General features: G+C 39.6%; 23 protein-coding genes and 1 pseudogene. 11 read left to right on the top strand and 13 right to left on the bottom strand.

The window, feature by feature from the left end; translation table 11 throughout:
- Positions 1-6 precede the first annotated feature (6 nt).
- Positions 7-447: an Lrp/AsnC family transcriptional regulator gene (locus tag HC725_RS04720; protein ID WP_190330627.1), complete on the bottom strand. Its 441-nt coding sequence runs from the start codon at positions 445-447 to the stop codon at positions 7-9.
- Between the two features lie 112 nt (positions 448-559).
- Between HC725_RS04720 and HC725_RS04725 the strand changes: the two genes are divergently transcribed.
- Positions 560-1,147, top strand: a complete 588-nt coding sequence (locus HC725_RS04725; protein ID WP_190330628.1) for a LysE family translocator — start codon at positions 560-562, stop codon at positions 1,145-1,147.
- A 106-nt stretch (positions 1,148-1,253) separates the two neighbouring features.
- Here HC725_RS04725 and helD read toward each other — a convergent pair whose 3' ends face one another.
- The gene (gene helD, locus HC725_RS04730; RefSeq protein ID WP_190330629.1) at positions 1,254-3,401 is read right to left on the bottom strand and encodes a DNA helicase IV; all 2,148 of its coding nucleotides are present in this window, start codon (positions 3,399-3,401) and stop codon (positions 1,254-1,256) included.
- Positions 3,402-3,604: 203 nt separating this feature from the next.
- Between helD and yccS the strand changes: the two genes are divergently transcribed.
- The 5 genes from yccS (at position 3,605) to HC725_RS04755 (ending at position 9,666) form a co-directional block, all read left to right on the top strand.
- Entirely contained in the window at positions 3,605-5,824 is a 2,220-nt protein-coding gene (gene yccS / locus HC725_RS04735) for a YccS family putative transporter (protein WP_190330630.1), read from the top strand.
- An 8-nt stretch (positions 5,825-5,832) separates the two neighbouring features.
- Complete coding sequence (locus tag HC725_RS04740) at positions 5,833-6,798, top strand: HlyD family secretion protein (RefSeq protein WP_190330631.1); 966 nt, start codon at positions 5,833-5,835, stop codon at positions 6,796-6,798.
- Positions 6,799-6,809: 11 nt separating this feature from the next.
- A complete protein-coding gene (locus HC725_RS04745; RefSeq protein WP_190330718.1) occupies positions 6,810-7,742 on the top strand; it encodes an ABC transporter ATP-binding protein in 933 nt (310 codons plus the stop codon).
- Complete coding sequence (locus HC725_RS04750) at positions 7,739-8,884, top strand: ABC transporter permease (RefSeq protein ID WP_190330632.1); 1,146 nt, start codon at positions 7,739-7,741, stop codon at positions 8,882-8,884. Before HC725_RS04745 ends, HC725_RS04750 begins: the two co-directional genes overlap by 4 nt.
- Before the next feature lie 134 nt (positions 8,885-9,018).
- Positions 9,019-9,666 carry a DsbA family oxidoreductase gene (locus HC725_RS04755; protein ID WP_190330633.1) on the top strand — a complete coding sequence of 216 codons (648 nt, stop codon included), beginning with the start codon at positions 9,019-9,021 and terminating at the stop codon, positions 9,664-9,666.
- A gap of 372 nt (positions 9,667-10,038) precedes the next feature.
- Here HC725_RS04755 and HC725_RS04760 read toward each other — a convergent pair whose 3' ends face one another.
- The 6 genes from HC725_RS04760 to HC725_RS04785 form a co-directional block, all read right to left on the bottom strand.
- Positions 10,039-10,503: a GNAT family N-acetyltransferase gene (locus HC725_RS04760; protein ID WP_190330634.1), complete on the bottom strand. Its 465-nt coding sequence runs from the start codon at positions 10,501-10,503 to the stop codon at positions 10,039-10,041.
- 44 nt (positions 10,504-10,547) lie between these two features.
- Complete coding sequence (locus tag HC725_RS04765; protein ID WP_190330635.1) at positions 10,548-11,186, bottom strand: Vat family streptogramin A O-acetyltransferase; 639 nt, start codon at positions 11,184-11,186, stop codon at positions 10,548-10,550.
- Complete coding sequence (locus HC725_RS04770; protein ID WP_203219063.1) at positions 11,164-11,835, bottom strand: GrpB family protein; 672 nt, start codon at positions 11,833-11,835, stop codon at positions 11,164-11,166. The genes HC725_RS04765 and HC725_RS04770 overlap by 23 nt, the downstream gene beginning before the upstream one ends.
- 102 nt (positions 11,836-11,937) lie before the next feature.
- Complete coding sequence (locus tag HC725_RS04775) at positions 11,938-12,315, bottom strand: hypothetical protein (RefSeq protein ID WP_190330636.1); 378 nt, start codon at positions 12,313-12,315, stop codon at positions 11,938-11,940.
- A 357-nt stretch (positions 12,316-12,672) separates the two neighbouring features.
- Complete coding sequence (locus HC725_RS04780; RefSeq protein WP_203219064.1) at positions 12,673-13,077, bottom strand: ATP-binding protein; 405 nt, start codon at positions 13,075-13,077, stop codon at positions 12,673-12,675.
- A gap of 16 nt (positions 13,078-13,093) precedes the next feature.
- Entirely contained in the window at positions 13,094-13,708 is a 615-nt protein-coding gene (locus tag HC725_RS04785) for a sugar O-acetyltransferase (RefSeq protein ID WP_190330637.1), read from the bottom strand.
- Positions 13,709-13,958: 250 nt separating this feature from the next.
- Between HC725_RS04785 and HC725_RS04790 the strand changes: the two genes are divergently transcribed.
- On the top strand, positions 13,959-14,810 hold the full coding sequence (locus tag HC725_RS04790) for an NAD-dependent epimerase/dehydratase family protein (RefSeq protein WP_190330638.1): 852 nt from the start codon (positions 13,959-13,961) through the stop codon (positions 14,808-14,810).
- Between the two features lie 101 nt (positions 14,811-14,911).
- Positions 14,912-15,565, top strand: a complete 654-nt coding sequence (locus tag HC725_RS04795; RefSeq protein ID WP_190330639.1) for a LysE family transporter — start codon at positions 14,912-14,914, stop codon at positions 15,563-15,565.
- Between the two features lie 15 nt (positions 15,566-15,580).
- On the opposite strand, the gene HC725_RS04800 is transcribed toward HC725_RS04795, so the two are convergent.
- Together HC725_RS04800 and HC725_RS04805 are read right to left on the bottom strand one after the other, a co-directional pair.
- Positions 15,581-16,732, bottom strand: coding sequence for an HPP family protein (locus tag HC725_RS04800; protein WP_238928428.1), 1,152 nt, complete (start codon positions 16,730-16,732; stop codon positions 15,581-15,583).
- Between the two features lie 129 nt (positions 16,733-16,861).
- Entirely contained in the window at positions 16,862-17,872 is a 1,011-nt protein-coding gene (locus HC725_RS04805; RefSeq protein ID WP_190330641.1) for a phospholipase A, read from the bottom strand.
- 356 nt (positions 17,873-18,228) lie between these two features.
- Between HC725_RS04805 and HC725_RS04810 the strand changes: the two are divergent.
- Positions 18,229-18,805, top strand: a pseudogene (locus tag HC725_RS04810) (outer membrane protein).
- Between the two features lie 259 nt (positions 18,806-19,064).
- Here HC725_RS04810 and HC725_RS04815 read toward each other — a convergent pair.
- Positions 19,065-19,958 (bottom strand): LysR family transcriptional regulator, encoded by an 894-nt coding sequence (locus HC725_RS04815; RefSeq protein ID WP_190330642.1) that lies wholly within the window; start codon positions 19,956-19,958, stop codon positions 19,065-19,067.
- Between the two features lie 106 nt (positions 19,959-20,064).
- Between HC725_RS04815 and HC725_RS04820 the strand changes: the two genes are divergently transcribed.
- Both HC725_RS04820 and HC725_RS04825 read left to right on the top strand, forming a co-directional pair.
- Positions 20,065-21,477 carry a YfcC family protein gene (locus HC725_RS04820; RefSeq protein WP_342365922.1) on the top strand — a complete coding sequence of 471 codons (1,413 nt, stop codon included), beginning with the start codon at positions 20,065-20,067 and terminating at the stop codon, positions 21,475-21,477.
- A 7-nt stretch (positions 21,478-21,484) separates the two neighbouring features.
- Positions 21,485-23,305, top strand: coding sequence for a CocE/NonD family hydrolase (locus tag HC725_RS04825; RefSeq protein ID WP_190330643.1), 1,821 nt, complete (start codon positions 21,485-21,487; stop codon positions 23,303-23,305).
- 55 nt (positions 23,306-23,360) lie between these two features.
- Here HC725_RS04825 and guaD read toward each other — a convergent pair whose 3' ends face one another.
- Positions 23,361-24,665, bottom strand: coding sequence for a guanine deaminase (guaD, locus tag HC725_RS04830; RefSeq protein WP_190330644.1), 1,305 nt, complete (start codon positions 24,663-24,665; stop codon positions 23,361-23,363).
- A 113-nt stretch (positions 24,666-24,778) separates the two neighbouring features.
- On the bottom strand, positions 24,779-25,645 hold the full coding sequence (gene xdhC, locus HC725_RS04835; RefSeq protein WP_190330645.1) for a xanthine dehydrogenase accessory protein XdhC: 867 nt from the start codon (positions 25,643-25,645) through the stop codon (positions 24,779-24,781).
- Between the last annotated feature and the right edge of the window lie 110 nt (positions 25,646-25,755).

Genomic DNA, 25,755 nt, shown 5'->3' on the forward strand with positions numbered 1-25,755 from the left:
GGGGCTTTAACTACGATCTTTAGGGGAATCCATAACCACCAATGTCGTAATTGAATTTACCTGTGAAATCTCACCTAAAACATTAGAATGAAATTTTTTATAACTACTTAAATCTTGAGTTTCAACTCTCAGTAAATATTCATTGCCACCCGTAATGTTATGACACTCCGTCACTTCTTTAGCTAACAACACCCGCTCCTCAAAACCTTTTTGTGACTGCTGGCTATGGCTAGATAAACCAATGGTGACATAAGCGATAAACCCTACGCCTAGTTTTTCTGCATCCAAAATTGCTCGATAACCTTGAATCACACCACTTCGTTCTAGCTCTTGTACGCGGCGCAAAGTTGCGGAAGTCGATAAACCTATTCTTTCTGATAGCTCCACATTGGACAAGCGCCCATGCAATTGAAGCTCTTGCAATATTCTGTCGTCAAACCTATCCATAATTTAATTTTATTGCTCAATTAGAGTTAATAGCACATGAAATAGGCATAAAATTTATCGAAAATACGCATAACATACAACACATAATCAGTCATTTATTGGAATGAAATTAATGGAACTTCAACAATTGCTCGCTTTACTGACTTTTGTGTTGATTACGACAATATCCCCAGGACCGAATAATATTATGGTCATGGCTTCTGGGGCTAACATCGGCTTCATGCGCACGATCCCACATATATTGGGCATCATATTTGGCTTTAGTTTCATGGTGATTATGGTTGGGATTGGATTAATGAGGGTGTTTAATTTTTATCCACTTCTTCATCATATTTTGAATGCGCTTTGTATCACTTATCTTTTCTATTTAGCGTGGAAAATCGCGCAATCGAAATCTAATAATACTGATGAACAATATAAAGCGATGAGCTTTATCGCGGCAGCCAATTTTCAGTGGATCAATCCAAAAGCTTGGACCATGGCAATAACCGCTGTCAGCGTTTACAACACCTCAGAAAATTGGCAAGGAGTATTATTCGTCTCATTAATGTTTGCTTTGATCAATGTTCCTTCAATGAGCTTATGGGCATTCGCAGGGCAAAAATTACAAGGATGGTTAAGTAATCCATTGAGGTTGAAATGGTTTAACTATTCAATGGCGGGATTGCTTACTCTCTCCGTCATACCTATGGTCTTCTGATTTATTGATGTCTAATAAATCGATGGTATAAAAAAGATCAATAGCATAAAAAAGATCGGTGACGTAATAACTTACCTCGACCGATCCTTTTTATTCAAAAATATAATTATCTTTTCTTCACATTAATTGGATATCGTCCTGCTTTTAACTCTTCAACAAACACTGAAGGTTTCGCATTGTGTAGGATCCATACTTGCTCTTTAGCGCGGGTCATTGCGACATAAAACAACCGACGCTCTTCTGCAAATGGAAAATTATCCCGACCCGACAATAACGCATCATGCAAATGCTGTTGACGTTCGACAGCAGGAAGTTGACCGTCATCTGCTGATACAATAATTACGTAATCCGCTTCTTGGCCTTTACTGGCATGACACGTTTTAAATTGTATATCGACATGCAAATGCTGCTTTTGTAATGTTTTTAACTCTTTCGGTTCATGGTAGTGGTTACGACCTAATACCAGTACCGTTTTACGTCTTGTAGTTTGTTTAACATTAAGTTCATCTAAAATAGTTTCAAGATGATGCATCGGAGCAACAGTGACCGCTTTTTGTGTTTGATGCTTATGACTGTTTAGATTTTTCGGTAATTGATACGGATTCGATTGTACAAAACGATTCGCCACATCACCGATTTGATTATTAAAACGGTAAGTTGTATCTAAATAATGAATTTGAGCATGAGGAAAACGCGTTTTAAAACCAGTGGTCAAATCAACATCTGCGCCCGCAAATCGATAAATCGCCTGCCAATCATCCCCAACAGCAAATAACGAACATGGCTGAGTCAGTTTAGTCTGTTCTATTGTGATTTGATTACGCGTTCTTTGGCAGATTGCATCCAATAATTCTAAGCGGCTTGGTGAAATATCTTGATATTCATCCACCATTAAAAAATGCCATTTAGGCGTAAACTTACCTTGTTTAACATATTGAGTTGCCTTGAAAATCATACTGTTAAAATCAATTTGATTGTCTTCTTTGAGCATTTTTTGCCATGCTTGGTACGCTGGCCATGCAAGCGTTAACTCACTACTTAATCGTGGGTAATCTTCGCGTTCAATTAATCGTTCTTGAAGCTCTTTTTTGCTGTTTTGCAATGAAGAAAGCTGATCAACTTGCTGCTCTAACCAGGCGAGTAATTTTGGGTTTTCAACATGTGAACCGAGTTCTATATCACCACGTAAAAAAGCAATCGGCCATTCAGCTAGATGTTTCTGCCAACGTTTAAAGTTAGTTTCTGTCATCCAGTGCATTTTCAACCATTGTGAGAACCATGCTGTTTTTTGAGCTGGCGTTGTTGCGAGTGGTGATATTTCGACGTCATTTCCTTCCACATGACGAATAATGCTTAACCCTAATTGATGAAAGGTATGAACTTGAATTCGTTTTGCTTCATTACCCCACTTATCTTGTAAGCGTTGTTTCATTTCCTTAGCCGCTTCTCGCCCAAAAGCCACCATCAATATTTGATCAGCTGTCGCTTGAGCGCTTTGTAACAAGTAACCTACTTTCGCGGTGAGAACGCTTGTCTTTCCTGAGCCTGCTCCAGCTAAGATAAGTGTATGGTCATCATTGAGTAAAACGGCTTTTTGTTGCGATGGATTAAGTGGTGAACGTTCACATTGCTTGAAAAACTCACTCCATTCATTGGTTTGATTTTGGATCCATACTTGATTTCGTTGCTCAATCGATAATTCAGGATGCGTTAACCAACGTTTTAATCCGCCCATCACTAACATGCCCGCAGACAACGATTCATGATCATCTTGTTCATTGATATTAGGAAAAATATGAATGATGTCTGATAGCTCTAATTCTTTTTTTCCTAAATCATCACAAATAGCGTTCATCCAATTATTAATGGCTGAATGCGTTAAATAATTAGGTTGATTCACTAGCTCTTGTAACTGTTTTAACCAAGATGGTAGCAATTCAGCGAGAGTATCGTTTTGATCCTTTTGCCAATCACGGTATTCACTTACCGCTAATTTGGCAAAGTGCTGGCAATCTTGCCAAGGTAAACCTTGAACTAGCCACTGTAATTGATGATCGTCTTCTTGGTGAGCGTGAAAATATAAATTGCCCCACTTTAAACCTCGTTCAACCGTAATATCCCCATTCCATGCAGCAAAAGGAATTTGAACTTCATCGTTGGCGGACGATAACGTCACACATTGATCTTTCAATTCAACTTGATGATATTCATTTTGAATAAAAAACTGAGCCATTCGACTCGCACTTAACTGCATGGGGTTTCCTTCACTAAAATCGGCATATACAAGCTAAAACCACGACCTCTGATCGCTTTTGTCGTAAATAATACCAGTAAGCAGAATAAAATTGTTAAAAAACACTATTTTCATTATCTATGATCAAATTTCTACACTAGGGTTTATTGGATGAAAGCGCTATACTCAAAGCCATTAATATCATTAGGATTCTTTTGGATTTTATGGTGCATACACTCAGTCAATTTCGTCATTATTGGTCGAATAAAACCATTAATTACTGCGTTCGTATTTTAATTGCTCTACTTGGGATCGTGCTGCCTTGTTGGTACTATCAGTTTACTCAAGAGATTACGCCATTAATTTTAGGCATCATCGCCGCCGCATTGGCCGAAACTGACGACAGCTTCACAGGGCGAATAAAAGCACTCTTTCTCACCTTTATTTGCTTCGCCATTGCCTCCTTTTCTATCGAGATTTTATTTCCATATCCTTTATTGTTCACCATAGGGCTTTTTACGAGTACCTTTGGCTTCATTATGCTCGGTGCTATTGGTCCTCGCTATGCTAGCATTGCTTTTGGATCCTTATTATTAGCCATCTACACCATGCTCGGAATTCATATCAGCACCGATATATGGACTCAGCCAATCTTGCTACTTATCGGGGCTGCTTGGTATTCACTCGTATCGATGGTGTGGCAAATTTTCTGGCCTATGCAACCAGTACAGCAAGGTTTAGCTAACGTTTTTGATGAGCTTGCTCAATATCTCGAGGGTAAAAGTGAGTTATTTCATCCTGTATTAGGATTAACGCCTCAACCTTATCGAATTTTAGAAACAAAGCTTAACTCCAATACTGTGAATGCACTTAACCAAGCTAAAACTACCTTATTAAATCGTTCTAAACGTGGGCATGTTGACGGCCCAAGCGATCGATATTTACAAGTATATTTCCTTGCTCAAGATATTCACGAACGCATCAGCTCTACCCATTATCGATATCAAGAATTGGCCGAACACTTTTCTCGTAGTGATGTTTTGTTTCGCTTTAAGCACCTTATACTGTCTCAAGCCAAAGCGTGCCGCGATATTTCAGAAGCATTAGAAACAGGATCACAATATGTCTACGATGGTGACTCCATTCTCGCTTTAGATGAGCTACAAGCTTCAATGCAATATCTAAAAGATCAACAAAAACCAGAATGGAAGCTACCTTTAGCGCAGCTCTTTTATCTTTTTAATAACCTAGTCACGGTTGAAAAACAGTTGTCCAATGTGAGCAACCCTGATGCCACTAAAATTAGATTAGAAAATACCAGCGATGAAGCCAATGATTACTCTTTACATGACACCACAGCTCACACCCCCAAAATCATGTGGCAACGGATCAGAAATAATCTCAATAAAGATTCAATGTTATTTCGCCATGCACTCAGAATGTCGATTGTTCTCACCATTGGCTACGGCATTATCAAAGGCTTTGATTTAGAACGTGGCTATTGGATCATGCTCACCAGCTTATTCGTATGCCAACCCAACTTTAGTGCCACACGCCATAAACTTATCGCACGAGTGATTGGCACGATTGCAGGATTACTTGTCGGTGGAGCGTTATTAACCCTATTCCCTTCACAAGAAAGCCAACTGGTTTTCTTAGTGGTCTCAGGGACATTGTTTTTCGCGTTTAGAATGAATAACTATGGCTCGGCCACCGCTTTTATCACACTGCTGGTTTTATTTTGCTTCAACCAACTCGGCGAAGGATACGCTGTCATTTTACCTCGCTTAGTCGATACACTAATCGGTTGTATTCTGGCTGTATTTGCAGTGCGTTATATATTACCCGATTGGGAAGCAAAGAAATTGCACCGGGTGATGTCTGAAGCGATTCACTCGAATAAAAATTATCTTGGGCAAATCATAGGTCAATATCGAGTAGGTAAGCGTGATGATGTCAATTATCGTCTTGCTCGTCGTGTCGCGCATAATATGGATGCCACACTAAGTACCACCATCAGTAACATGCTGGCAGAACCGAATAAATATCGCAAAGCCACAGATGAAAGTTTCCGCTTCTTGACCTTAAATCATGCCATGTTGAGCTATATTTCAGCATTAGGTGCACATCGCAAGCGTATTGACGCTCAAGAAACACACCTATTGATATTAGAAGCGCATAAAGGCATTCACGATAATTTAGAGCGTTTAGAGCAGCATCTATTTACCCAGAATAACGATATAACCCCCGAATCCTTAAGTAGCGATTTGGACAAACGATTAAGTGAGTGGCGTGAAGGGGATGATGAATCTGTGCGCCTCATTTTACAGCAATTGCATTTAGTATATCGAATGCTGCCAGAGCTCTATTCTCTTGCCAATAAATTTGCAGTCAGAACACAAAGTAACTCAAATGAAAATTCGCCACCGCCTTCTACTGTATAAGGATCATTATGAAATCCATTTATAACTATTTGAAAGCCAGTGCGGTATTAAGCATCGCTCTTATACTGGGCGGTTGTAATTTTGGTTCTTCACCTTCCCAAGCTCTTGGCACTCTAGAACGTGATCGCATTGCACAAACGGCAGTGACCAATGAAGTGGTAATAGATTTACCGGTAAAGAAAGGCTCAATTGTAAAAAAAGGTACGGTATTAGTTCGCCTCGATAACACTTACCAAAAAGCACTCGTCAATAAAGCGCACGCTCAAGTCGCTCAAGCAAAAGCCAACTTAGATAAACTAAAGAAAGGCCCAAGAGAAGAAGATATTGCCGCGTCTAAAGCGAATGTTTCAGGCTCTAAGGCCAATTTAATAGATGCACAAGCTACTTATAAACGCCAACAAGCCTTAGTCAAACGCAAACTGGCCAGTCAATCTGATCTTGACCAAGCGCTTGCTACTCGTGACTCGGCTCAAGCAAAGCTCAATAGTGATCAAGAAAATCTCAACGCCTTACTTGCGGGCAATCGAGAAGAAGATATTCGCATAGCAAAAGCAGAGCTTAAAACTCAACGCGCACAACTTACCGCTGAGAATAAGAAACTCGAAGACTTAACCATCACCGCCAGCCGAGATGGAATTTTAGACAACCTACCGTGGAACCTAGGAGAACGTGTTACCGCAGGAAGTCCAGTTGCAATTTTACTCGCCAGCAAAGCGCCTTATGCTCGCGTCTATATTCCCGAACCAAAACGCGTCAATATTCATATCAATGACAATTTAATGTTACATGTGGATGGCTTAGATAAAGCCATTAAAGGAAAAGTAACTTGGGTTTCAAGTGAACCGGCCTTTACACCTTACTATGCATTAAACCAAGAAGATCGCGCTCATTTAATGTATTTAGCCGAAATTCAACTCCCCGATGATTATGCAAAACTGCCTTCAGGCATTCCGGTTCAAGTAGACTTACCATGAACAAATCAGCCATGAGTGAATTTGTGATTGAAACTGAACAATTAAGTCGCAACTTTGGTGAATTAAAAGCAATTGATGCACTTAATTTACAAGTCAAGAAAGGCGAAATTTATGGTTTTCTTGGTCCTAATGGTTCAGGAAAAACCACTGCAATCCGTATGCTAACGGGTTTATTGAGTCCCACCAGTGGTAATATTCAAGTGCTTGGTCATCAATTACCGCAAGATGCTGAAAAGCTGCGTATGAAGATTGGCTATATGACGCAAAAATTCTCACTCTATGACGATCTCACCGTACAAGAAAATTTAACCTTTATCGCTAAGATTTATGGCTTGGGAGCTAAAGAGCAAAAGAAACGTATTGAAGAACTTCTTTCTATTTACGACTTAGACCAACGCAAGAAACAAATGGCTGGCAGCATGAGTGGCGGTCAAAAACAGCGTTTAGCCCTCGCCGCTTCTACACTGCACAAACCTGATCTACTGTTTTTAGATGAACCAACCTCGGCAGTTGATCCTGAAAACCGCCGTGAGTTTTGGGAACAGTTATTTGATTTATGCGAACAAGGAACATCAATTTTGGTGTCCACGCATTACATGGATGAAGCCGAACGTTGTCATAAACTGGCGATTTTAGAATCAGGCCATAAACGTGCCGATGGCTCGCCCGATGAACTAATGAGTCAGCTTGGCGCACATGTAGTTGAAATTGAGAGTCATAATTTACGCCAATTAAAGCAGCACCTTATTCAACTGCCACAAGTCATCAGCGCCGCGCAATTAGGCTCTCGCTTAAGAGTCTTAATCAAAAACACTCAACATGACCCTTTAGCTTTTTTGAACAGTCAACCACCGCTTTATGATTTCAAGCCTGAGCAATTCTCACTGGTACGCCCAAGCCTTGAAGATGTTTTTGTTACTTGTACAGGAGATGGCAGGCAATGATGTTTTTATCTCGTATCCAAGCCATCTTTTTTAAGGAATTATTGCAGCTTAAACGCGATAAAATGACCTTTCGTATGATCATTATGATCCCCATTATTCAGTTACTGCTTTTTGGTTATGCGATAAACACCAATGTACGTCATATTCCCGTTGGCGTGGTTGATCTAAGCCAAACTACATTAAGTCGGGTGCTTATCCAAACTGTTGAGGCCACTCAAACCGTAACTTTTACCAAACAATATACCGATTTAAACCAAGCGCAAAAAGACATCGCAAGCGCTAAAATTAGAGCAGTGCTTTATATTCCCCACGATTTATCTCAACGACTCGTGCGCAGTAACAGCATAGGTCAATCCACACCCAGTTCGACCAGTGGAGAAACTAGTCGACCAATTGCCCAGTGGATTGTGGATGGCTCTGACACCATTATCGCATCAACAATTAAAGGCTTACGGTCGATGCCACTAACCGAGTTATTAGACAAACCGGCTAATCAAATAACACCTACCTTCGCTACCACCATTTTATACAATCCCGAACAGCGTACCGCCGTCAATATCATACCCGGACTCGTCGCAGTGATACTCACTATGACAATGATCATGTTTACTTCAGCGGCGATTGTACGCGAGCGTGAACGAGGCAATATGGAAATGCTGATCACCACGCCAGTTCGTTCTATTGAATTAATGATCGGTAAAGTGATACCGTATTTATTCATCGGGATCCTACAAACTACCATTATTCTGGCATTAGGCTACTTCTTATTTAACATTACCGTTCAAGGCGGCTTAATCGCCCTTGGCACTGCCACCTTATTATTTATTTTGGCAAGTTTAACGCTAGGTTTAGTGCTTTCAACCATCGCGACGAATCAACTGCAAGCCATGCAAATGACCGTGTTTATTTTATTACCATCAATTTTACTCTCAGGATTTATGTTTCCTTATGATGGAATGCCAATTGTGGCGCAATACATTTCCGAGATCCTACCTGCCACCCACTTTATGCGTTTGATTCGTGGCATCGTTTTACGTGATGCTGCCATCCTTGACATGAGCTATGATGCCTTATGGTTATTAGGGTTTAGTGTAGTTGGAATAGTGATCGCGTCACTCCGGTTTAAGAAGCGGTTAGATTAATTAATCATCATCTAAATGCTATCCCCGACATTAATCACACTTTTATTGTTAATATTGTTATCTATTACTATTGACTCTCAATATCTAACTTTCATAATAGCTCCCTCACTTTCGAAAAACGGCAAGGATGCAGTATGTCCGATAAAAAACTCAAAATTGATATTATTTCAGATGTGGTCTGCCCTTGGTGCGTAATTGGCGTTAAGCATTTAAAAGACGCCGTGGTCAAAAATAATTGGCAAGATAAAATTGCAATTGAATGGTATCCATTTGAACTAAATCCAGACATGCCCGTCGAAGGTGAGAATCTACGCGATCATATAGCCCGAAAATATGGTGCCAGTGTTGAAGAAAGTGAACAAAATCGCCAACGTTTAATCGAATATGGTAAAGCGGTCGACTTTGAATTCAACTTCTCTGAAGAATCTCGAATCTACAACACTCGTCAATGCCATATTTTATTAGATTACGCCTACGAACTTGGCCTACAAACCCAATTAAAAATCGCCTTTTTCACAGCTTACTTTACTGAAGGAAAGAATATTTCAAATACTGAAGTACTTCTAGAAATTGGTGAAAGTGTCGGCCTGAATGCCGATGAAATGCTAGCCTATTTAAACGATGCATCAGAACATGACAAGATTGATGTAATTGAAAATCAATGGCATGAAATGGGGATCAGTGGTGTACCGACCATGGTGTTTAACAATGAAGAAGGCCTAACAGGCGCGCAAAGCATTGAAGATTATGAAAAAATGCTGCGTTCGTTTTTAGAAGAGTAAAATAACCTTCCCACCATGAATAAACCTTAGTTACGGCTAAAGGCGAGATGATATTTGAACGTCCATTCAATCTGCTTTTAATTTCGATATCGCGATGTATCTACTTTATTGTGATGTTCTTCATCAAATTCTTTCTTGGTAAAAGATGAGCTTATCGTTTGATAAAATTAAGTATCAACTCACGTTGATCCAAGGTTAAGTTAGCCTTGATTATCTAACTCACCTCTGGACAAAAGTGAGTTACGAACCATAGAGATATTTATACATTTCGAATTACTTCTAGTATTACAACCGTATGACCACCTTACATGCGGCAGCCCTAATTCCCTTATCCACTACAGTCGGCTGCGCGACACCTATCCTTATTATTTGTTAGCTGACTTTCTCCATGACAAAGTTACGTAGTTTTTGACCACGCACTTCAACTGTTTGCTCTTGGATAACTTTAAATCCAAACCTCTCGTAAAATGGACGAGCTGTGATGCTGACCTCAGAATAATACTTGTCGATTCCTTGTTGATTACCAACGTTCAGCACATGCTCCATTAAGCTACGCCCTATGCCTTTGCCTTGATGTTCATGGTGGCAAAAGAAATGATCAATTAAGCCATTTTCTTGGAGGTCAGTGTAGCCAACAATGTCCCCATTGATTTCAGCGATAAAAGGGGTAATAGAATCCATTTTTCGCTGCCAAACTTTAGGATCTAAGTTATCGGGAGCCCATGCCTTTACTTGAGCTTGTGAATAGTCGCGTATATTCACATTGCGAATCGTGTGATAAAAGATCGCCCATAGAGCCCACGCATCTGATTCTTCGTATTTTCTAATTATGATCATGCTATTTGTACCGCTAGTCATCTAACGCCCATTTCAATTGCTTGTTATAAGTCACTTACTTGAGATAGTGCATTTAAATCATTGTTCGCTATCAACTCAAGGTTTTCAGTTATTTTTTCAGTGCTCCAATTCCACCAAGCAATAGATAGTAATTGTTGTATTGTAGCTTCATCAAAACGATATTTAATGATTTGTGCAGGATTGCCACCAACGATGCCATAATCAGGGACATCGGACACAACAACTGATTTACTCGCAATAATTGCACCATTTCCAATGGATACGCCAGGCATAACCGTTGCTTCATAGCCAATCCAAACATCATTACCAATTTTAGTATCGCCTTTGAATGGTAGTTCATTTTCAGCAGGTAAACTTTTTAACCAATCGTGGCCGAAAATGTAAAAAGGATAAGAACTAAAACCTGACATTTTATGATTTGCACCATTCATAATGAATTTGACATCTTTTGCAATGGAACAAAATTTTCCAATGATCAATTTGTCGCCAATAAATGGGAAATGATAAAGCACATTTGATTCGAACCTTTCAACACCTTCAGGATCATCATAATAAGTGTAATCACCCACTAATATATTGGGTGATGTAATGAAATTTTTAAGGAAACCAACTTGAGGAAACCCTTTCATTGGCTCTTTATCATTTGAATTTGGATATTTCATGTTCATCCTCTACGTTGATAAAACCTAATGCTTGAAATATTTTTTGATATATATAATGCACCATATCTTGTTTATTTTTATGGTATTTTTCAATGTCCAATTCACAGCCTTTGACTGCATCTAGCTTTGCATTTATATACACCTGACGATCTTCTTCTGATTCTCGAAGCCAGTTTCTAAATAATAAATGTCGAATTGCTTCAGGAGAACGAAAAGTAAATACATGCAAGTTCACTCTCGGGTTTTCAAGATGAAATAAACGATGTCCATAAAAACGAGGTTCACGAACAACAAGTTTAAAGCCTAACTCTTCCAGAGCAGGAAGATAACATTGCTCATTTTCTGAATCACATACGGAAAGATCAATATCAATGATTGGCTTTGCCGCAATTTCTGGTATTGCAGTAGAACCAATATGATCAATGGTCTCAACATTCACACCTAATTTTTGTTTAATAATTGAGGCAATATTCTCATAAATGTTTGGCCATAAATGATTATAAGGGACAACTTCTACCATCTCTATCGGTGGAACACCTTCCACAAAATAACTATCACTTGGATGAGCTACATAGAATGTCATTATTTCTTTTGATGTGAAATATTTTGTAAGAGATTCCATTTTATTTACTGTTGAAACTTTAACCACAATACACCTCAAGAGTTAACCACACTATTGTAGTAACACAGTGAATTTACAAACCTAGAAATACGAAGAAAAGTTGTGCCTACAGAGGATAACGCTCATCAATTAATATGGCAATTTATCTGCCTCGATACCGATATAATCAGGTTCGATGTAAGACTTAAACTTAACCGCTTTAATGTGAATGTCACCTAACATTAATGCTTTGCAGACTCGATGCATCCCATCCATAATACGACCTTCATGGCACAAAATGATGGGATAGGATAAGTCTGTATTACGGATCAGTTCAGCATGCTCAACGATATTTCTGCATGTAGGGCGTACTCCACCAAGGTCATACCAAAATTCTTCATCTAACTCAGATATTTCAGATAAAGAGAGGTTTACAACATCTAATTCTTTGGCTAATTCTATTAACCTGAACACATCCCAAGACAAAAGCCCTTTATCGCTATTTCTTAAATGATACTGCTGCCTCATATTTCCCCTTAGAACATAAAATTTGTATAAATAATTTCAACGATGAATAAGAAATGAACTAAATGCCCAAGTCTCGATCTGATCGTTTATTTACAATTATTAATCGTATGGACAAATTCAAGTTGCGCTAATAAACAGTATAACTAGCTTTCAAATAAGAAAATATATGGAAAAAGATAACCATTGTGGCACTTGTAGGGTTACTGAGTAACACACTTTGGGGCATAAAATAGTTAGCAACACGCTTTAAGAGATTCTGAACTACGCTCCTTCGTCACTATCCAGAATGACAACTTCTAGGGCATTTTAAAATTAGCTAATAAGCTGCGACTTCCATTACTATTTAGCCTAATTGTTCTACTCTTCCCACTTCTGTTTCATATTCGCTATAGTTTTCGCCTCAATATTATGAATACTGCCAAACTGTTCTCGGCAAACTTGAATATAGAGTTCCGCGCCAACCGCCTGTGCTATATCTTTATAAGCCAGCATTTCCCACTGACAGACAAAAGTATTAGACACTATGGCACTGAAACCTTGTTCTAAATGTTGGCGCGTTTGCTGTTGGCACCACTTATGCGCTTGATTCAGTTTTTTGAAATCAAAGCGATACTGCCCTGTGCTATCAACAAAATACATATCGGTTTCTAAATGAATCGCACCTGTCTCTTGGGTTAACTTTCTCGCAAGCGTTGATTTCCCCGAACCGGGAAAACCGCGAATTAACGTTAAGCTTATCGGCAATGGTGCCACCTTCTCCATTCTCAAATCCAATATTCTAAACCCAATTATCTAAGCCATGCTTGGCTAAAATCGCATCAATATCTTCTTGGGTTGGCATTTCACCATGCTCGATAGTTTTAATCACTTTGCATGGATTCCCGACGGCAATCACGTTATCTGGAATATCTTTTATCACCATACTTCCTGCCCCAATCACGCTATTGCTGCCAATGGTCACGCCACCTAATACGATAGAACCTGCACCAATCCAAACGCAATCACCAATCGTGATCGGTTCACCGCATGCAAAGGGTTGTATGCGCTCACTTAATAAAATCGGATGACTAGCGGCGCAAAGCTGTACATTTGGCGCAATCAATACATGATCGCCAATAGTAACGGGCGCAATATCTAATACGATTAATCCATAATTGATAAACCCCCCCTTACCTATGGTTAAATTCTGTCCAACATCACAAATAAAAGGCGGTTCAATATGTGTACCTTGATAATTAGTAATGATTTTATTCAGAATAGTTCGACGTAGTTCTATTTCGCTTGGTCTTGAGTGATTAAAATCATACAGTAGTTCTTTACACTGCATTTGCTTATCAATTAGATCTTTATTAATAAGCGTTTGAACGCTGAAGTCACTGAGTTTATTTGCCATTAGCTACTCGAAATATGGTTATATACCCAAAGTAATTGAAGTTGCAGTGAGGCGGCAAGCAAGTGAAGCCCCGTGAGCTTAGTTCACTAAGTAAGTGAAGTGAACGAGCGTAGCCAACAAAGCTGCTGCTTCAAGTAAGACGGGTATAAAATATTGTGAAACGAATTAAAGGTCATCATACTCATTTTCTCATTTCATAGTGTTTTCTGCTTAACATTTATCAAGATAATTTTTAGAGGCAAATCAATTTATGAATAAAAATCAAAAAATAAGCATCTGTGGCTGTGGATGGCTTGGGTTACCACTTGCGACAAATTTAGCGTCTCAAGGTTACTCTGTTTATGGTTCAAAACGTAATGTTGAGGATATTAAAACCCTAAAAACCCACGGAATACAAGGCGTCACAATTCAACTACCTTTAATAGATACGATTAATAAAAACCCCGACTTGATGACCTTTTTCAGCACCGATGTTTTAATTATTAACGTACCACCAGGACGAGTGGAGAACAGCTCAGAGCAATTCAAGAAGAATGTCATACAATTATCAGATCTCGCTAAGCATAACGGCACAAAAAAAATAATTTTCATTAGCACGACAAGCGTATATGCAGAGTGCCAAGGCGAGATAACGGAAGATACACCAACTAACCCCAATACCGAGTCTGGTCATGCACATGTTTGGCTCGAAAATGAATTACGCCGACAATGGCAAGATGATCTAATTGTGCTGCGTTTATCCGGTTTAATTGGCCCCGAACGTCACCCTGCCAAACACATAGTAAAGCGTTATGAGTCAATGGGAAAAGCACTTGAGAATGGTTTAACACCCGTGAACTTAATCCACCAGCAGGATATCATCGCAGCAATACAGTGCATGATCATGCAATGGCCAGACCGCAAAGTGCTACACCTTGCGGCTCATACTCATCCAACCCGCGAGCAGTATTACCAAACAATGGCACAGCACTTAAATCTCACTATTCCAAAATTTATGAATAACGGTGAAGATAGTAAATGGATAAATGCAGAGCAAAGCTGTCAAACACTCGGATTAACGCTAAAATACAATGATTTAATGGCCAGTAAGCCTTACCAATAAATAACATTAATGGGTAAATATCGATAATATTTGTGCGAAAACTATTCACAATAAATGATGCATGCTAGTTTATATAACTGATTAATTATGAGGACAATGGCATGGATGTCAGCTTATTAGGTATTTTTTTCACCGTTGCAATCGCACATTTTCTTGCTTTGCTCAGCCCTGGACCTGATTTTATATTAGTCGTAAAAAGTGCCATTAAAAACAATAAGAATGGAGCGATAGGTATTGCCCTTGGTATTGCATCTGCAAATGCGGTTTATATTGGACTGTGCCTCGTTGGGGTCGGTTCCATATTAGCAGCTTCAGTCTCCATAATGATCACGTTAAAGATTATTGGCGGGCTCTTTTTAATTTATCTCGCTATACAGGCATTACGAGCACGAAAACATTCATATAATGCGCTTGATATTACGGCTTCCGTAGAGACTGAATTCCACCATGCCACATTTGTACGAGAGTTTATGACTGGATTTATATCAGGAATACTCAACCCTAAAAATCTATTATTTTATCTCAGCTTATTTACAGTTGTATTAACGAACGACGTAAGTTTCTCATTCAAACTAGGCTTAGGTATATGGATGACGACCATTGTCTTTGTTTGGGATATGGCAATCATCTATCTCCTTTCTGCACCTAAAGTACGGAATAAATTCGTTAAAATATCCTATTATATCGATAAAATAACCGGTGCAATTTTAGGGGCTATTGGCTTTGTGATAGTAAAATCAGCATTAATAAAGTAAGCAGAATCAAGAAAACTAAGACGCTTTTTGATTCACAGAATACAAGGCACCGATTAAATCTGATTGCGTAATAATACCGCACAGTTTTTGTTTATCATCCAACACGGGAATATGGTGTAATCCGATATCTGATAATAAAGGCACTAAGGCGACAATATGGTCGGTGTCTTTGACGGCAATAACATCCGTGACCATCAAATCTTGTACTCGATTGTTCACTTCTTTTTTATGCTTACGTTTAACCAACATACCACTTAAATGTTTCAGTAAACCTGAATAACTTGGTACGGTTAGGTTTTTTAGAAAATCGACACTAGAAATCACACCTAGCAATTCTTGTTGTTCATTCACCACTGGTAACATGCTGATTTTATGTTTATGCAATAACTTCCACGCTTGACCTAACGAAGCATCTTGATTAATGGTGATCAGATCTTGTGACATAATATCTCGGCTTAATATTTCCCCACTCCGTCGTTGATAAGCATGGCGTTGAGCTTGTTGATATATTTGTTCCAAGCCTTGTTCACTAACAGCCAAAACCGTGTCAAAGCTGTTGATCGCTTGCATTAAATCTTCTTGTTGTAATCCCAGTCTTTTAAGCGGGCTTTGATCATTATGTAGATGAACAGGATCAAATTTTTCAGGTAAAACCGATAGTTTTCTACGTAAAACCCAGCGATTCAAAATCAAACTGACAAGTAGAAAAACCACCACATTCAACATCACTGGAATAAGCAGATCATACCCAACATCAATATTACGACTCGCAATAACGGGTACTAACGCCGTGGCCGCTGCCGGTGGATGCATACACTCGAAAATGTACATCAACATTAAAATAATAGCGATAGTCAGGCTCGCTAATAATGCAAAATCTGAAATCACCATTGTCATGCTAATCCCTAAAACGGCAGCAATCGTGTGTCCGGCAACAAAACTCCACGGTTTCGCTAATGGACTACTTGGCAAGGCAAAAATAATAACCGCTGATGCACCCATTGACCCTAATAACACTAGTGCCGCATTTGGGTCTTGCATTTGGGTACCAATAATTGTGACTAAAAAAATAGTAACAAATGCCGCCATCGCGACTTTGGACCGTTCAAGTAAAGGGATCGTGGAGATACTTTGGCTATCGTTATGAACAACTCCCAGTTGTGCCAATAGTCGTAAGAACCATTTTTTAGTGTGGTGTGAAATATATTGCATTGGAAAGTTTTATATACTCAAAAATCATGCCCTGATTACTGGGCATTTAGGGATAAATACAACCTCATCAATCAGAGGTTTCTATTACAATAAACCGGTTATCGCGATACCTAAGCCTATTCTCTGCTGGTTCTGGTTGTAATCAATCAAGCTGCTTCCGTAGCCAGATGAATATTGCGCATAAGCCCTAACTTTCCCCCAGATAGGAAATGTAACACCAACTTCAGCATAACCTTTATGGGTGGCAAAGTTTTCTCGACCTAAAAAAGAAAACTCGAAATCATTTACTTTATAAGCACTGGTTAGTTCAAAATGTCCCATGTAATCTTCGATATCTGGATTATCATCACCGTCAGAATCCATCGGGTCCTTTTTCTCATCTTCAGGAATGCGCCACCAAGGTTGAACCGCAACTACAAAATTTTCTTTGGCATAATAAAACTGTGCATAAATACGATTCCAACTGCGAGACAAATCCTGTCGTTGACCATTCGACTCATGTTCAATACCAAAACCTAACGCCGTTTTACCATCAAAAGGGGTCCATGCAGTAGGAGCAACATAAAATATTTCTGGTCGATAGTTGGTTTCACGAAATGGGCGAGAAATTTCATCTGCGTAGACTTGCCAAAATGATTTAAGCGTCATACCAAAATACAGCGCATCGCCCTCAACCATGAGATCGCCATAGTTAAGAGGTACTTTAAAACTAATTTGAAATTCTGCTTCTGCATGTTCTAGCCCTTCAGACCACTCCGTGCCCTCATAAGCTTTTTCATTAATTTTGTTGCTGTACGTAATAGGCAATAAATAGTTGAGGCGATGAGCGGTCATCACAAAAGGTTCGAATGCCGTTTCACGTTCAGATCGATATCGTTCAGTCGCTAAGTTTCCTTCTGGTTTATCTTTCCCTACCGTTGTTTGCGTTACGTTATCCAAGTCACACTGCTTTCGTAGGTTAGCAATAGTATCATCACCATTTTGCTGTTTTATTTTGTCCAGCAAACACAGGTCATAAGCACTTGGGGTTTCAGCCCAAGCCATTGGAGCACATAACATGTTCAATAGTATTACTTGAGTAGCTTTGATTTTCATTACAACTCCTTTTGCCGCTAAACCTCGTATCATAAGGTTATTTAACGTATTACTTATCGATAAACTCAAACCATTCAACTGTATATTTGAAGTAAAGCCAAAGACTTAGAGCATATACTCAGCTCTGAATTGTAAAGCTTTATTAGCTAAAGTTACACTCATGTTGGTTTTATTTTTTGTTCTTATTTGGAATCGCACGTTATATAAAAGCACGCGATCATTTAAATTTAAGCATCAGATTCATCGACCACATCACGGATCCAAATAGTAATAGAACAAAACAACGTTAATATTATTTATCATGCCACTAAAATATATTGACACTCGGCTTAACCCACTTATCACAAGGCCTAGCAATGAAACGATATAGCTTACTTTTACTTTGCATAACAACTAGCAGCAGCTACGCCGATTTAATAATAACGCCAATGATTGGTTATACCTTAGGTGGGAGTGTTGAGGACGACAGCGGTAACACCTATGATATGGAAGGAAGAAATAGCTTTGCACTTGCGATTGAAGTACCCGTAGATAAAGGGCGTGTTGGATTATTCTATTCCCGACAAAGCACACAATTAGAGGACCTGGATGTAAAGTCCTCCATTCAATATCTACACTTTCAAAGCAGTTTAGATATGCCGATTTCAGAAAACTTTTCAGGTTATATTGGTGTTGGTCTCGGTGGGTCTTATGTTGACGCTGATTGGGTCGATAATAACGTTGGCTTTTCCGCGACAGTTTGCTGGGCTAGAGTATCGAATGACCTCCAACCTAGCATTGAATGCGCAAATTCGATGGCTTGGTACCTCGGTTGATAATAACAATTCAACCTTGTGTTATAGCGACCAAGGCAATAGTAAATGCCTCATCCATTTTGAGTCTGATTGGGTCAACCAATTCCAATCGAATGTTGGCATGACATTCAGGTTCTAAGTGAGTCGTTGCATATCTTAGCGAACTCGACATTAATCTGAATACTAACATTAAGCAACCAATTTACCTGCACGCATCTGGCTTTATAACGAATTTAAACAGCGGATATGTTGAGTGACAGTTGCATCACCCTATGAACCTCACTGATAAAGTCTATTATGAAAAGCGAATACCAATATGGAACATCACACATTTCATAAATTCAATTCTCAACTCCACCATAAAATCCAAAAAAAACGTGACATTAATCACGTTGAATTTAATTGAGTAAGTGACGCATCCAATCTCCCACTTTGGCATATAACTCGGATTCAAAATCATTTAATTCTGATCCTACATGAGTAATCAAGCCATATTGGTAGCGGGGAAGATCGATAATAGGCTTAAATACAATCGATGAATAATCACCACCTTTGAGTAAAACACTATTGACGATTGAAATTCCAAGATTGTTTGCCACTAGAGAGCACGCAACATCGACTGAATGAGCCTCGACGATCACTTGGGGTTTAATATTGTTCTCCATAAAAAAGGCATCGATATCTTTACGTGAAGCACTTTTTTTCCCAAGCAATATCAAAGGCAAACCATTCAAAAGTTCAGCTGTAATTGTATGATAGCGAGATAAAGGATGTTTACGTGGCATAATACAAAGGGACGTGCCAGATGCCACCGGAGTGTATTCAAACCTTGGATTATTATATACACGAGTAAATCCAAGGTCCGCCTTCCCTGACTCAACACATTGTTCTATAAATGAATAACTTCCCGTGATCAACTCGACCAATACATTAGGATAATGTTCTAAAATTTGAGTAACCAACTTAGGAATAATAAATGAAGTGAACGTATAAGGGACGGCTAACTTAATTACCTGTTTTTGTAAGCTGCCTTTTTTAATATCGACAGCCTCATCATAAAGCCGCTCTAATTGGTTTAAAGATTGAAGCGCATTAACCAGTAAGTTTCGACTTTCTGGTTTCACGATTAACCGACCTTTTCTTCGCTCGAATAATTCAAGCTTTAACTCAGATTCTAGTTGGGTGAGTAAGCGGCTCACTCCTGATTGTGATAACCCAAGGTGTGATGCTGCTGATTTTGTTGTGCCTGTTTCCATTATTGCTTTCAGAGCCATAAGTTGCTTTATATTCATTATGCCTTACCTGCATATATCAATGACATATCGTCATACGCTTGTGAATGGATCAAACTTAGCCCACAGTTTCTCAGTTATCGCTAATTGAAAAAGGAATTCAACAGTGACCATAAAAGATTCAACATTAATGAGTCAAGCTGGCTCTAAAACTAAAAAATCAATGAATCCTGTCATTATATTATTATTGGTCGTTTTAGCCGCCGTGTTAATGACTTATTTCTTAGATTCAGGAAAATTCGAACGAAATGGTAAGTTGATTGTTCCGGGCACCTATCAAGTACTTGCAAAAAGTGTGTCGCCGGTTAATTTAATCAATATTTACCCTCAAAAAGAAGCCGCCCATGCTGTCAGCCTACTTGATGCATTGGTTAGTATTCCAGAAGCCATTAACAAACAATCCGGCATGATTTTCATGGTGCTGTTTATCGGTGGCATGTTTGGCGTATTAAATAAAGTGGGAGCGATTGAAACAGGCCTGGAACGGATGCTATCGGCGACCAAAGGGAATGTTTATATACTGGTTCCTGCCATGATGATCATTTTTTCAATGGGTAGTACGTTTATGGGCATGGCCAAGGAGTATTTACTCGTTATACCTATGGTCGTTGCGATGGCGAATCGCATGGGAATGTCGAGTTTAATTGGCCTCGCTATCGTCGCTATTCCCGTTAAAGTAGGCTATTTGGCATCAATTACCAACCCCTATGCCCTATCTATCGCTCAACCATTAGTGGGTGTTCCAGTCTTTAGTGGTATGGGGATGCGCATTTTTGTGTATGTTGTTCTAATGATTATCGGAATTCTTTATGTTTTACGAAGTATTAAAAAAGAAGCAAAAAATAGCACGATAGAAATGAGCTGGAATTCAACCAAATTGCCCGCTCGTCATACATGGGTTTTATTAACATTAGCGATGGGTATCGGTTTTTTAGTATACGCATCTCAAACGTGGCATTGGAAATATAATGAGCTATCGGCTTACTATTTATCCTTAGGCATTCTATTTGCCATAGTAGGCGGCTTAACGGCCAATGAAACCGTTGATGCTTTTGTGTCTGGTATGAAAAAAGTATTAATCGCAGGGGTGTTAATCGGTTTAGCAACTGCGGTTGCCATCTTGCTTTCCAAAGGGCAAATTTTAGATACCATCATTCATTCACTCGCCTCGGTAGTTGGTGAGAATAATTCAAATCTAGCCGCTTACGGGATGTTTTTTTCACAACTACTGATTGATATTGCTATACCGTCCACGTCAGGACAAGCTGCCGTTACCATGCCAATTCTCGGCCCACTTGGGCAACTTGCAGGTGTCGATCCACAAACGACCGTTTTAGCATTCTTAATGGGTAACGGTGCCACTAATATCATAACGCCAACATCAAGCGGATTATTGATATTCCTTGCTACCGCTCAGGTTGGATGGGGACAATGGGCGCGTTATATCTTCCCATTCTTTTTAATCATTATTCTTTGCGCTATGGCATTTTTATCGCTTAGTTTAGCGGTCTATGGGTAGTAAAATCATGAAAAAATTATTGGATATAATGATATTAACACGTGATGGAGAGCAGCTTGCTACTGACGTTTATTTACCACAACATTCTGAAGGCCCCTGGCCCGTTATAATAGAAAGAACACCCTATAACAAAGAAGCGGCTTCACGCTCAGAAGTGGATCTATCAGGTCATCTGATTAGTCGAGAAGAAATGGCGAAAGCTTTTACTAATGCAGGTTTTGCCTGCGTATTTCAAGATTGTCGCGGTCGTTATAAATCTTCAGGCGTTTTTATCAAGTACATCAACGAAGCAGAAGATGGCTTTGATACTTGCCAGTGGTTAATTCAACAGCCTTGGTGTAATGGCAGTATTGGCACCATGGGACTGTCTTATGCCGCACATACACAAATGGCTTTAGCGTGTTTAAACCCTCCAGGTTTGCAATGTATGTCGCTCGACTCTGGTGGTTTTTCCAGTGCCTATGAGTGTGGCATTCGCCAAGGGGGAGCTTTTGAACTAAAGCAAGCGACTTGGGCTTATCGACAAGCTTTAGTTAGCCCCGAAGCTCAAGCAGATCCTAAACTTAAAGAACAGCTTAGTAATGAAGATATTATTGAATGGTTTAAGCAAATGCCGTGGTCTAAGGGTCACTCTCCAATTAAGCACTTACCTGAATATGAAGAGTATTTATTACAGCAATGGGAAGCCGGTCGATTTAGCTCTTTTTGGAAAAAGTCAGGTATTTATTCTTTAGAGAGTTATCAAAACATTCCCGATATCCCTATCCTACTGATGTCGAGTTGGTATGACGTTTATGTCAAAAGCACGTTGGATAACTACAATGCTTTATCTGCTCATAAAAAAGCACCTATCTCTTTGATTATGGGACCTTGGCTACATGGTGACCGTAACATTACTCATTGCGGTGATGTGGATTTTAGTGAGAAAGCTGCATTTGATGGCAATGTAGGTAAAAATTGGCTGCAGTATAGAATTGATTGGTTCACTCGCTGGCTACTTGATGGGGAGTATAGCAAAGATACCGCAGTGAAAATATTCCAAATGGGTGGTGGCGCTGGTAATAAAACGCCGCAACATAAAAGAAACCACGGTGGCCAGTGGATCCACTCATCACAATGGCCACTACCAGAAACCAACACACAAATCTGGTATTTAAATAAAGATTATTCGCTACATCAGTCTAAAGAAATGATACCAACCGCTATCACATACTCGTTTGATCCCAAAAAACCGGTTCCGACATTAGGCGGTTCATTAACGTCTGGCAAACCAGTCTTTGTTGGAGGCGCCTTTAATCAAATTGAAGACCCACGATTTTTTGGAAGTACCGGAAGCGAACAGCCAATCAATAACAGAAGCGATATTTTATCTTTTGAAACACAGCCTTTACATGAAGATATATTAGTGGCGGGCAATGTAAAAGCCACACTCTTTATCGAAAGTGATGCGCCAGATACCGATTTCACCATCAAGTTGCTCGATATAGCCCCATCAAACGAAGATTATCCACAAAGCTTTGCGATGAATATTACTGATGGCATTTTCCGCTGTCGCTACCATAAATCATGGCAACAACCGGAGCGTCTACAGCAAGGGCATATTTACAAGATCGAGGTTGAAGCCTTCGCAACGTGTAATTTATTTTCTAAAGGGCATAAAATTAGGTTAGATATTTCGAGTAGTAACTTCCCCAAATTTGACGTTAATCCAAATAGTGGAGAGCCAGAAGGTTCGGCTCAATACGCAAGAGTAGCGAACAATACGATTCATTTATCAGAAGAAAATGCCTCGTGTTTGACGTTAGAGATTGCACCAGTCGCCGGCTGAAAATTATAACAATAACGTCGTATATCAATATATTCGACGTTATTGTGTAGGAGGGTTATTGCTTGTAAGCCAGATTACCATTGATATAGGTAGCATGAACGGTGCGATCATCGCCTAAACTCATTAATACAAACAGCTTCTCTTCTAAGGTTTTCGCTTGTTGCATTCGAAACTTCATCAACGTGGTAGCATTAGGTTCAAGTACCACAAAATCCGCTTCTTTGCCCACTTCTAAGCTGCCAATTTTATCATCTAGATATAGTGCCTTCGCCCCACCTAATGTCGCTTGATATAAAGATTTTACCGGATGCAATTTTTGCTGTTGCAGTTGCATCACTTTATAAGCTTCGCTCATGGTTTGCATCAGTGAAAAGCTAGTTCCTGCGCCAACATCCGTACCCATTCCCACCCGAACGCCATATTCTTCTAAGCGGGTTAGATCAAACAGTCCTGAGCCTAAAAATAGATTTGAGGTTGGACAAAAAGCAATAGCTGAACCAGTTTCAGACAGACGCTGACATTCACAGTCTGACAAATGAACACCATGGGCAAACACTGAACGTTGGTGCAACAATCCATAATGATCATATACATCAAGATAGCCTTCACGCTCTGGAAATAATGATTTTACCCACTCAATTTCTTGTTTGTTTTCAGACAAATGTGTATGCATATAAACCGTTGGGTATTCTTTCAATAACTGCCCTACGGTCGCCAATTGTTCAGGGCTGCTAGTCGGTGCAAAGCGAGGTGTGACAGCATAAGATAAACGTCCATTACCATGCCATTTTTCAATCAAATCTTTTGAGTCTTTATAACCACTTTCTGGGGTGTCGGTTAAATACTCTGGCGCATTACGATCCATTAATACTTTGCCGCAAATCATGCGTAAATCACGGCGCTTGGCTTCTTGGAAAAACACATCTACCGATTGTTTGTGCACCGTCCCAAAGACCAATGCTGTCGTGGTGCCATTACTTGCCAGTTCATCGAGAAAAATCTTTGCCACTTTGGCCGCATACTCAGGATCTTTAAACCGTTCTTCTTCTGGAAAAGTGTAGTTTTCTAACCAGTCTAGAAGCTGCTCACCATAAGAAGCAATCATGCCGGTTTGTGGGTAATGAATATGCGTATCAACAAAGCCCGCAGTGATAATTTTATCCTGATAATTAATCATTTTCATGTCGCCATTGTGCTTAGCAATGGTTTCCATATGATCGCCAACATCAATGATTTTGCCATTTTCAACAACCAGTAAGCCATCTTCAAAATAACGATACGATTGCTCAATACCGACATCTTTTGGATCAGCAATAATCTGAATGATGGCGCTACGATACGCGGTTTTATGGTGTGGCATAAAAATACTTCCTTGTGAATTATGTTAACGGCGCGGTTGGTTTCCGAATCCGAATTTTCTCTCTATTGAACTAATGCATCCATTTAACTCATGTATCTATTTAACCAATGTCTCTAGCCAACCAATCCATGTTGTTTTATTGGTCTTTTTTGTTCGAGTTGTTGCCCTTGATAATGAGCGATCAATTCACCCGCAACCGACACAGCTATTTCAGCAGGATGCTTTCCTTTTACCATTGAAATCCCAATTGGGCATTGCATTTTTTCAATCAAATCTTGCTCAAAACCTCGATGGGCTAACCGCATATCAAACTTTTTTCGTTTCGTTTGAGAGCCAATCATGCCGAAATAGCTAAACTTATCGTGAGTTAAGATTTCTCGTGCTAAATCAAAATCTAATTGATGGTTATGCGTCATCACTAGGTAGTAACTATTGGTTGGCATGTGCTTAATTTCACCTACAGGGTCCTCACTGACTAGCTTATGAACATTTGGCGTAAGCTGCGTTGGGAATTCGGCTTCACGCTCATCAATCCAAGTGATTTTAAACGGTAATGTTTGCACAATATTCACTAACGCTTTGGCAACATGCCCTGCCCCAAACAACACTAGGTGATGTTGATTAAAGCCAATTGGTTCAAAGCTCAAGGTTGCCATTCCGCCGCAACATTGCCCTAAGCGTGCACCTAAATTAAAGCGTTCTATATGGATTTTATTATCCGTTTGGCCATTGCCGATCTGCATCAACATTTCACGTGCCATTTGTGTGGCAAGGTGTTCTAAGTGACCGCCACCGATCGTGGCATAAAGCTCTTTGCGAGTGACGATCATCTTGGTTCCTGCGTCACGAGGCACTGATCCTTTGTCTTCCAATACGGAAACCAGAATACACTCTTCACCTTGTTGCTCTAACAAAGCAAGTTGTTGGATCCAAGAGACTTGGCTAGTCGAATTCGAATGTTCACTTCCATAACTAGACATAGCTATTTCCTTGTAATAAGCAATGAAACCGTCATCCTGAATAGCGACGAAGGAGCGTAGTTCAGGATCTCCATCAGTAATCAATAACTGGTAAAGCAGCCAAATACTTT

Origin of the sequence: Vibrio sp. S17_S38 (genome assembly GCF_014694375.1) — a bacterium.
GTDB lineage: Bacteria > Pseudomonadota > Gammaproteobacteria > Enterobacterales > Vibrionaceae > Vibrio.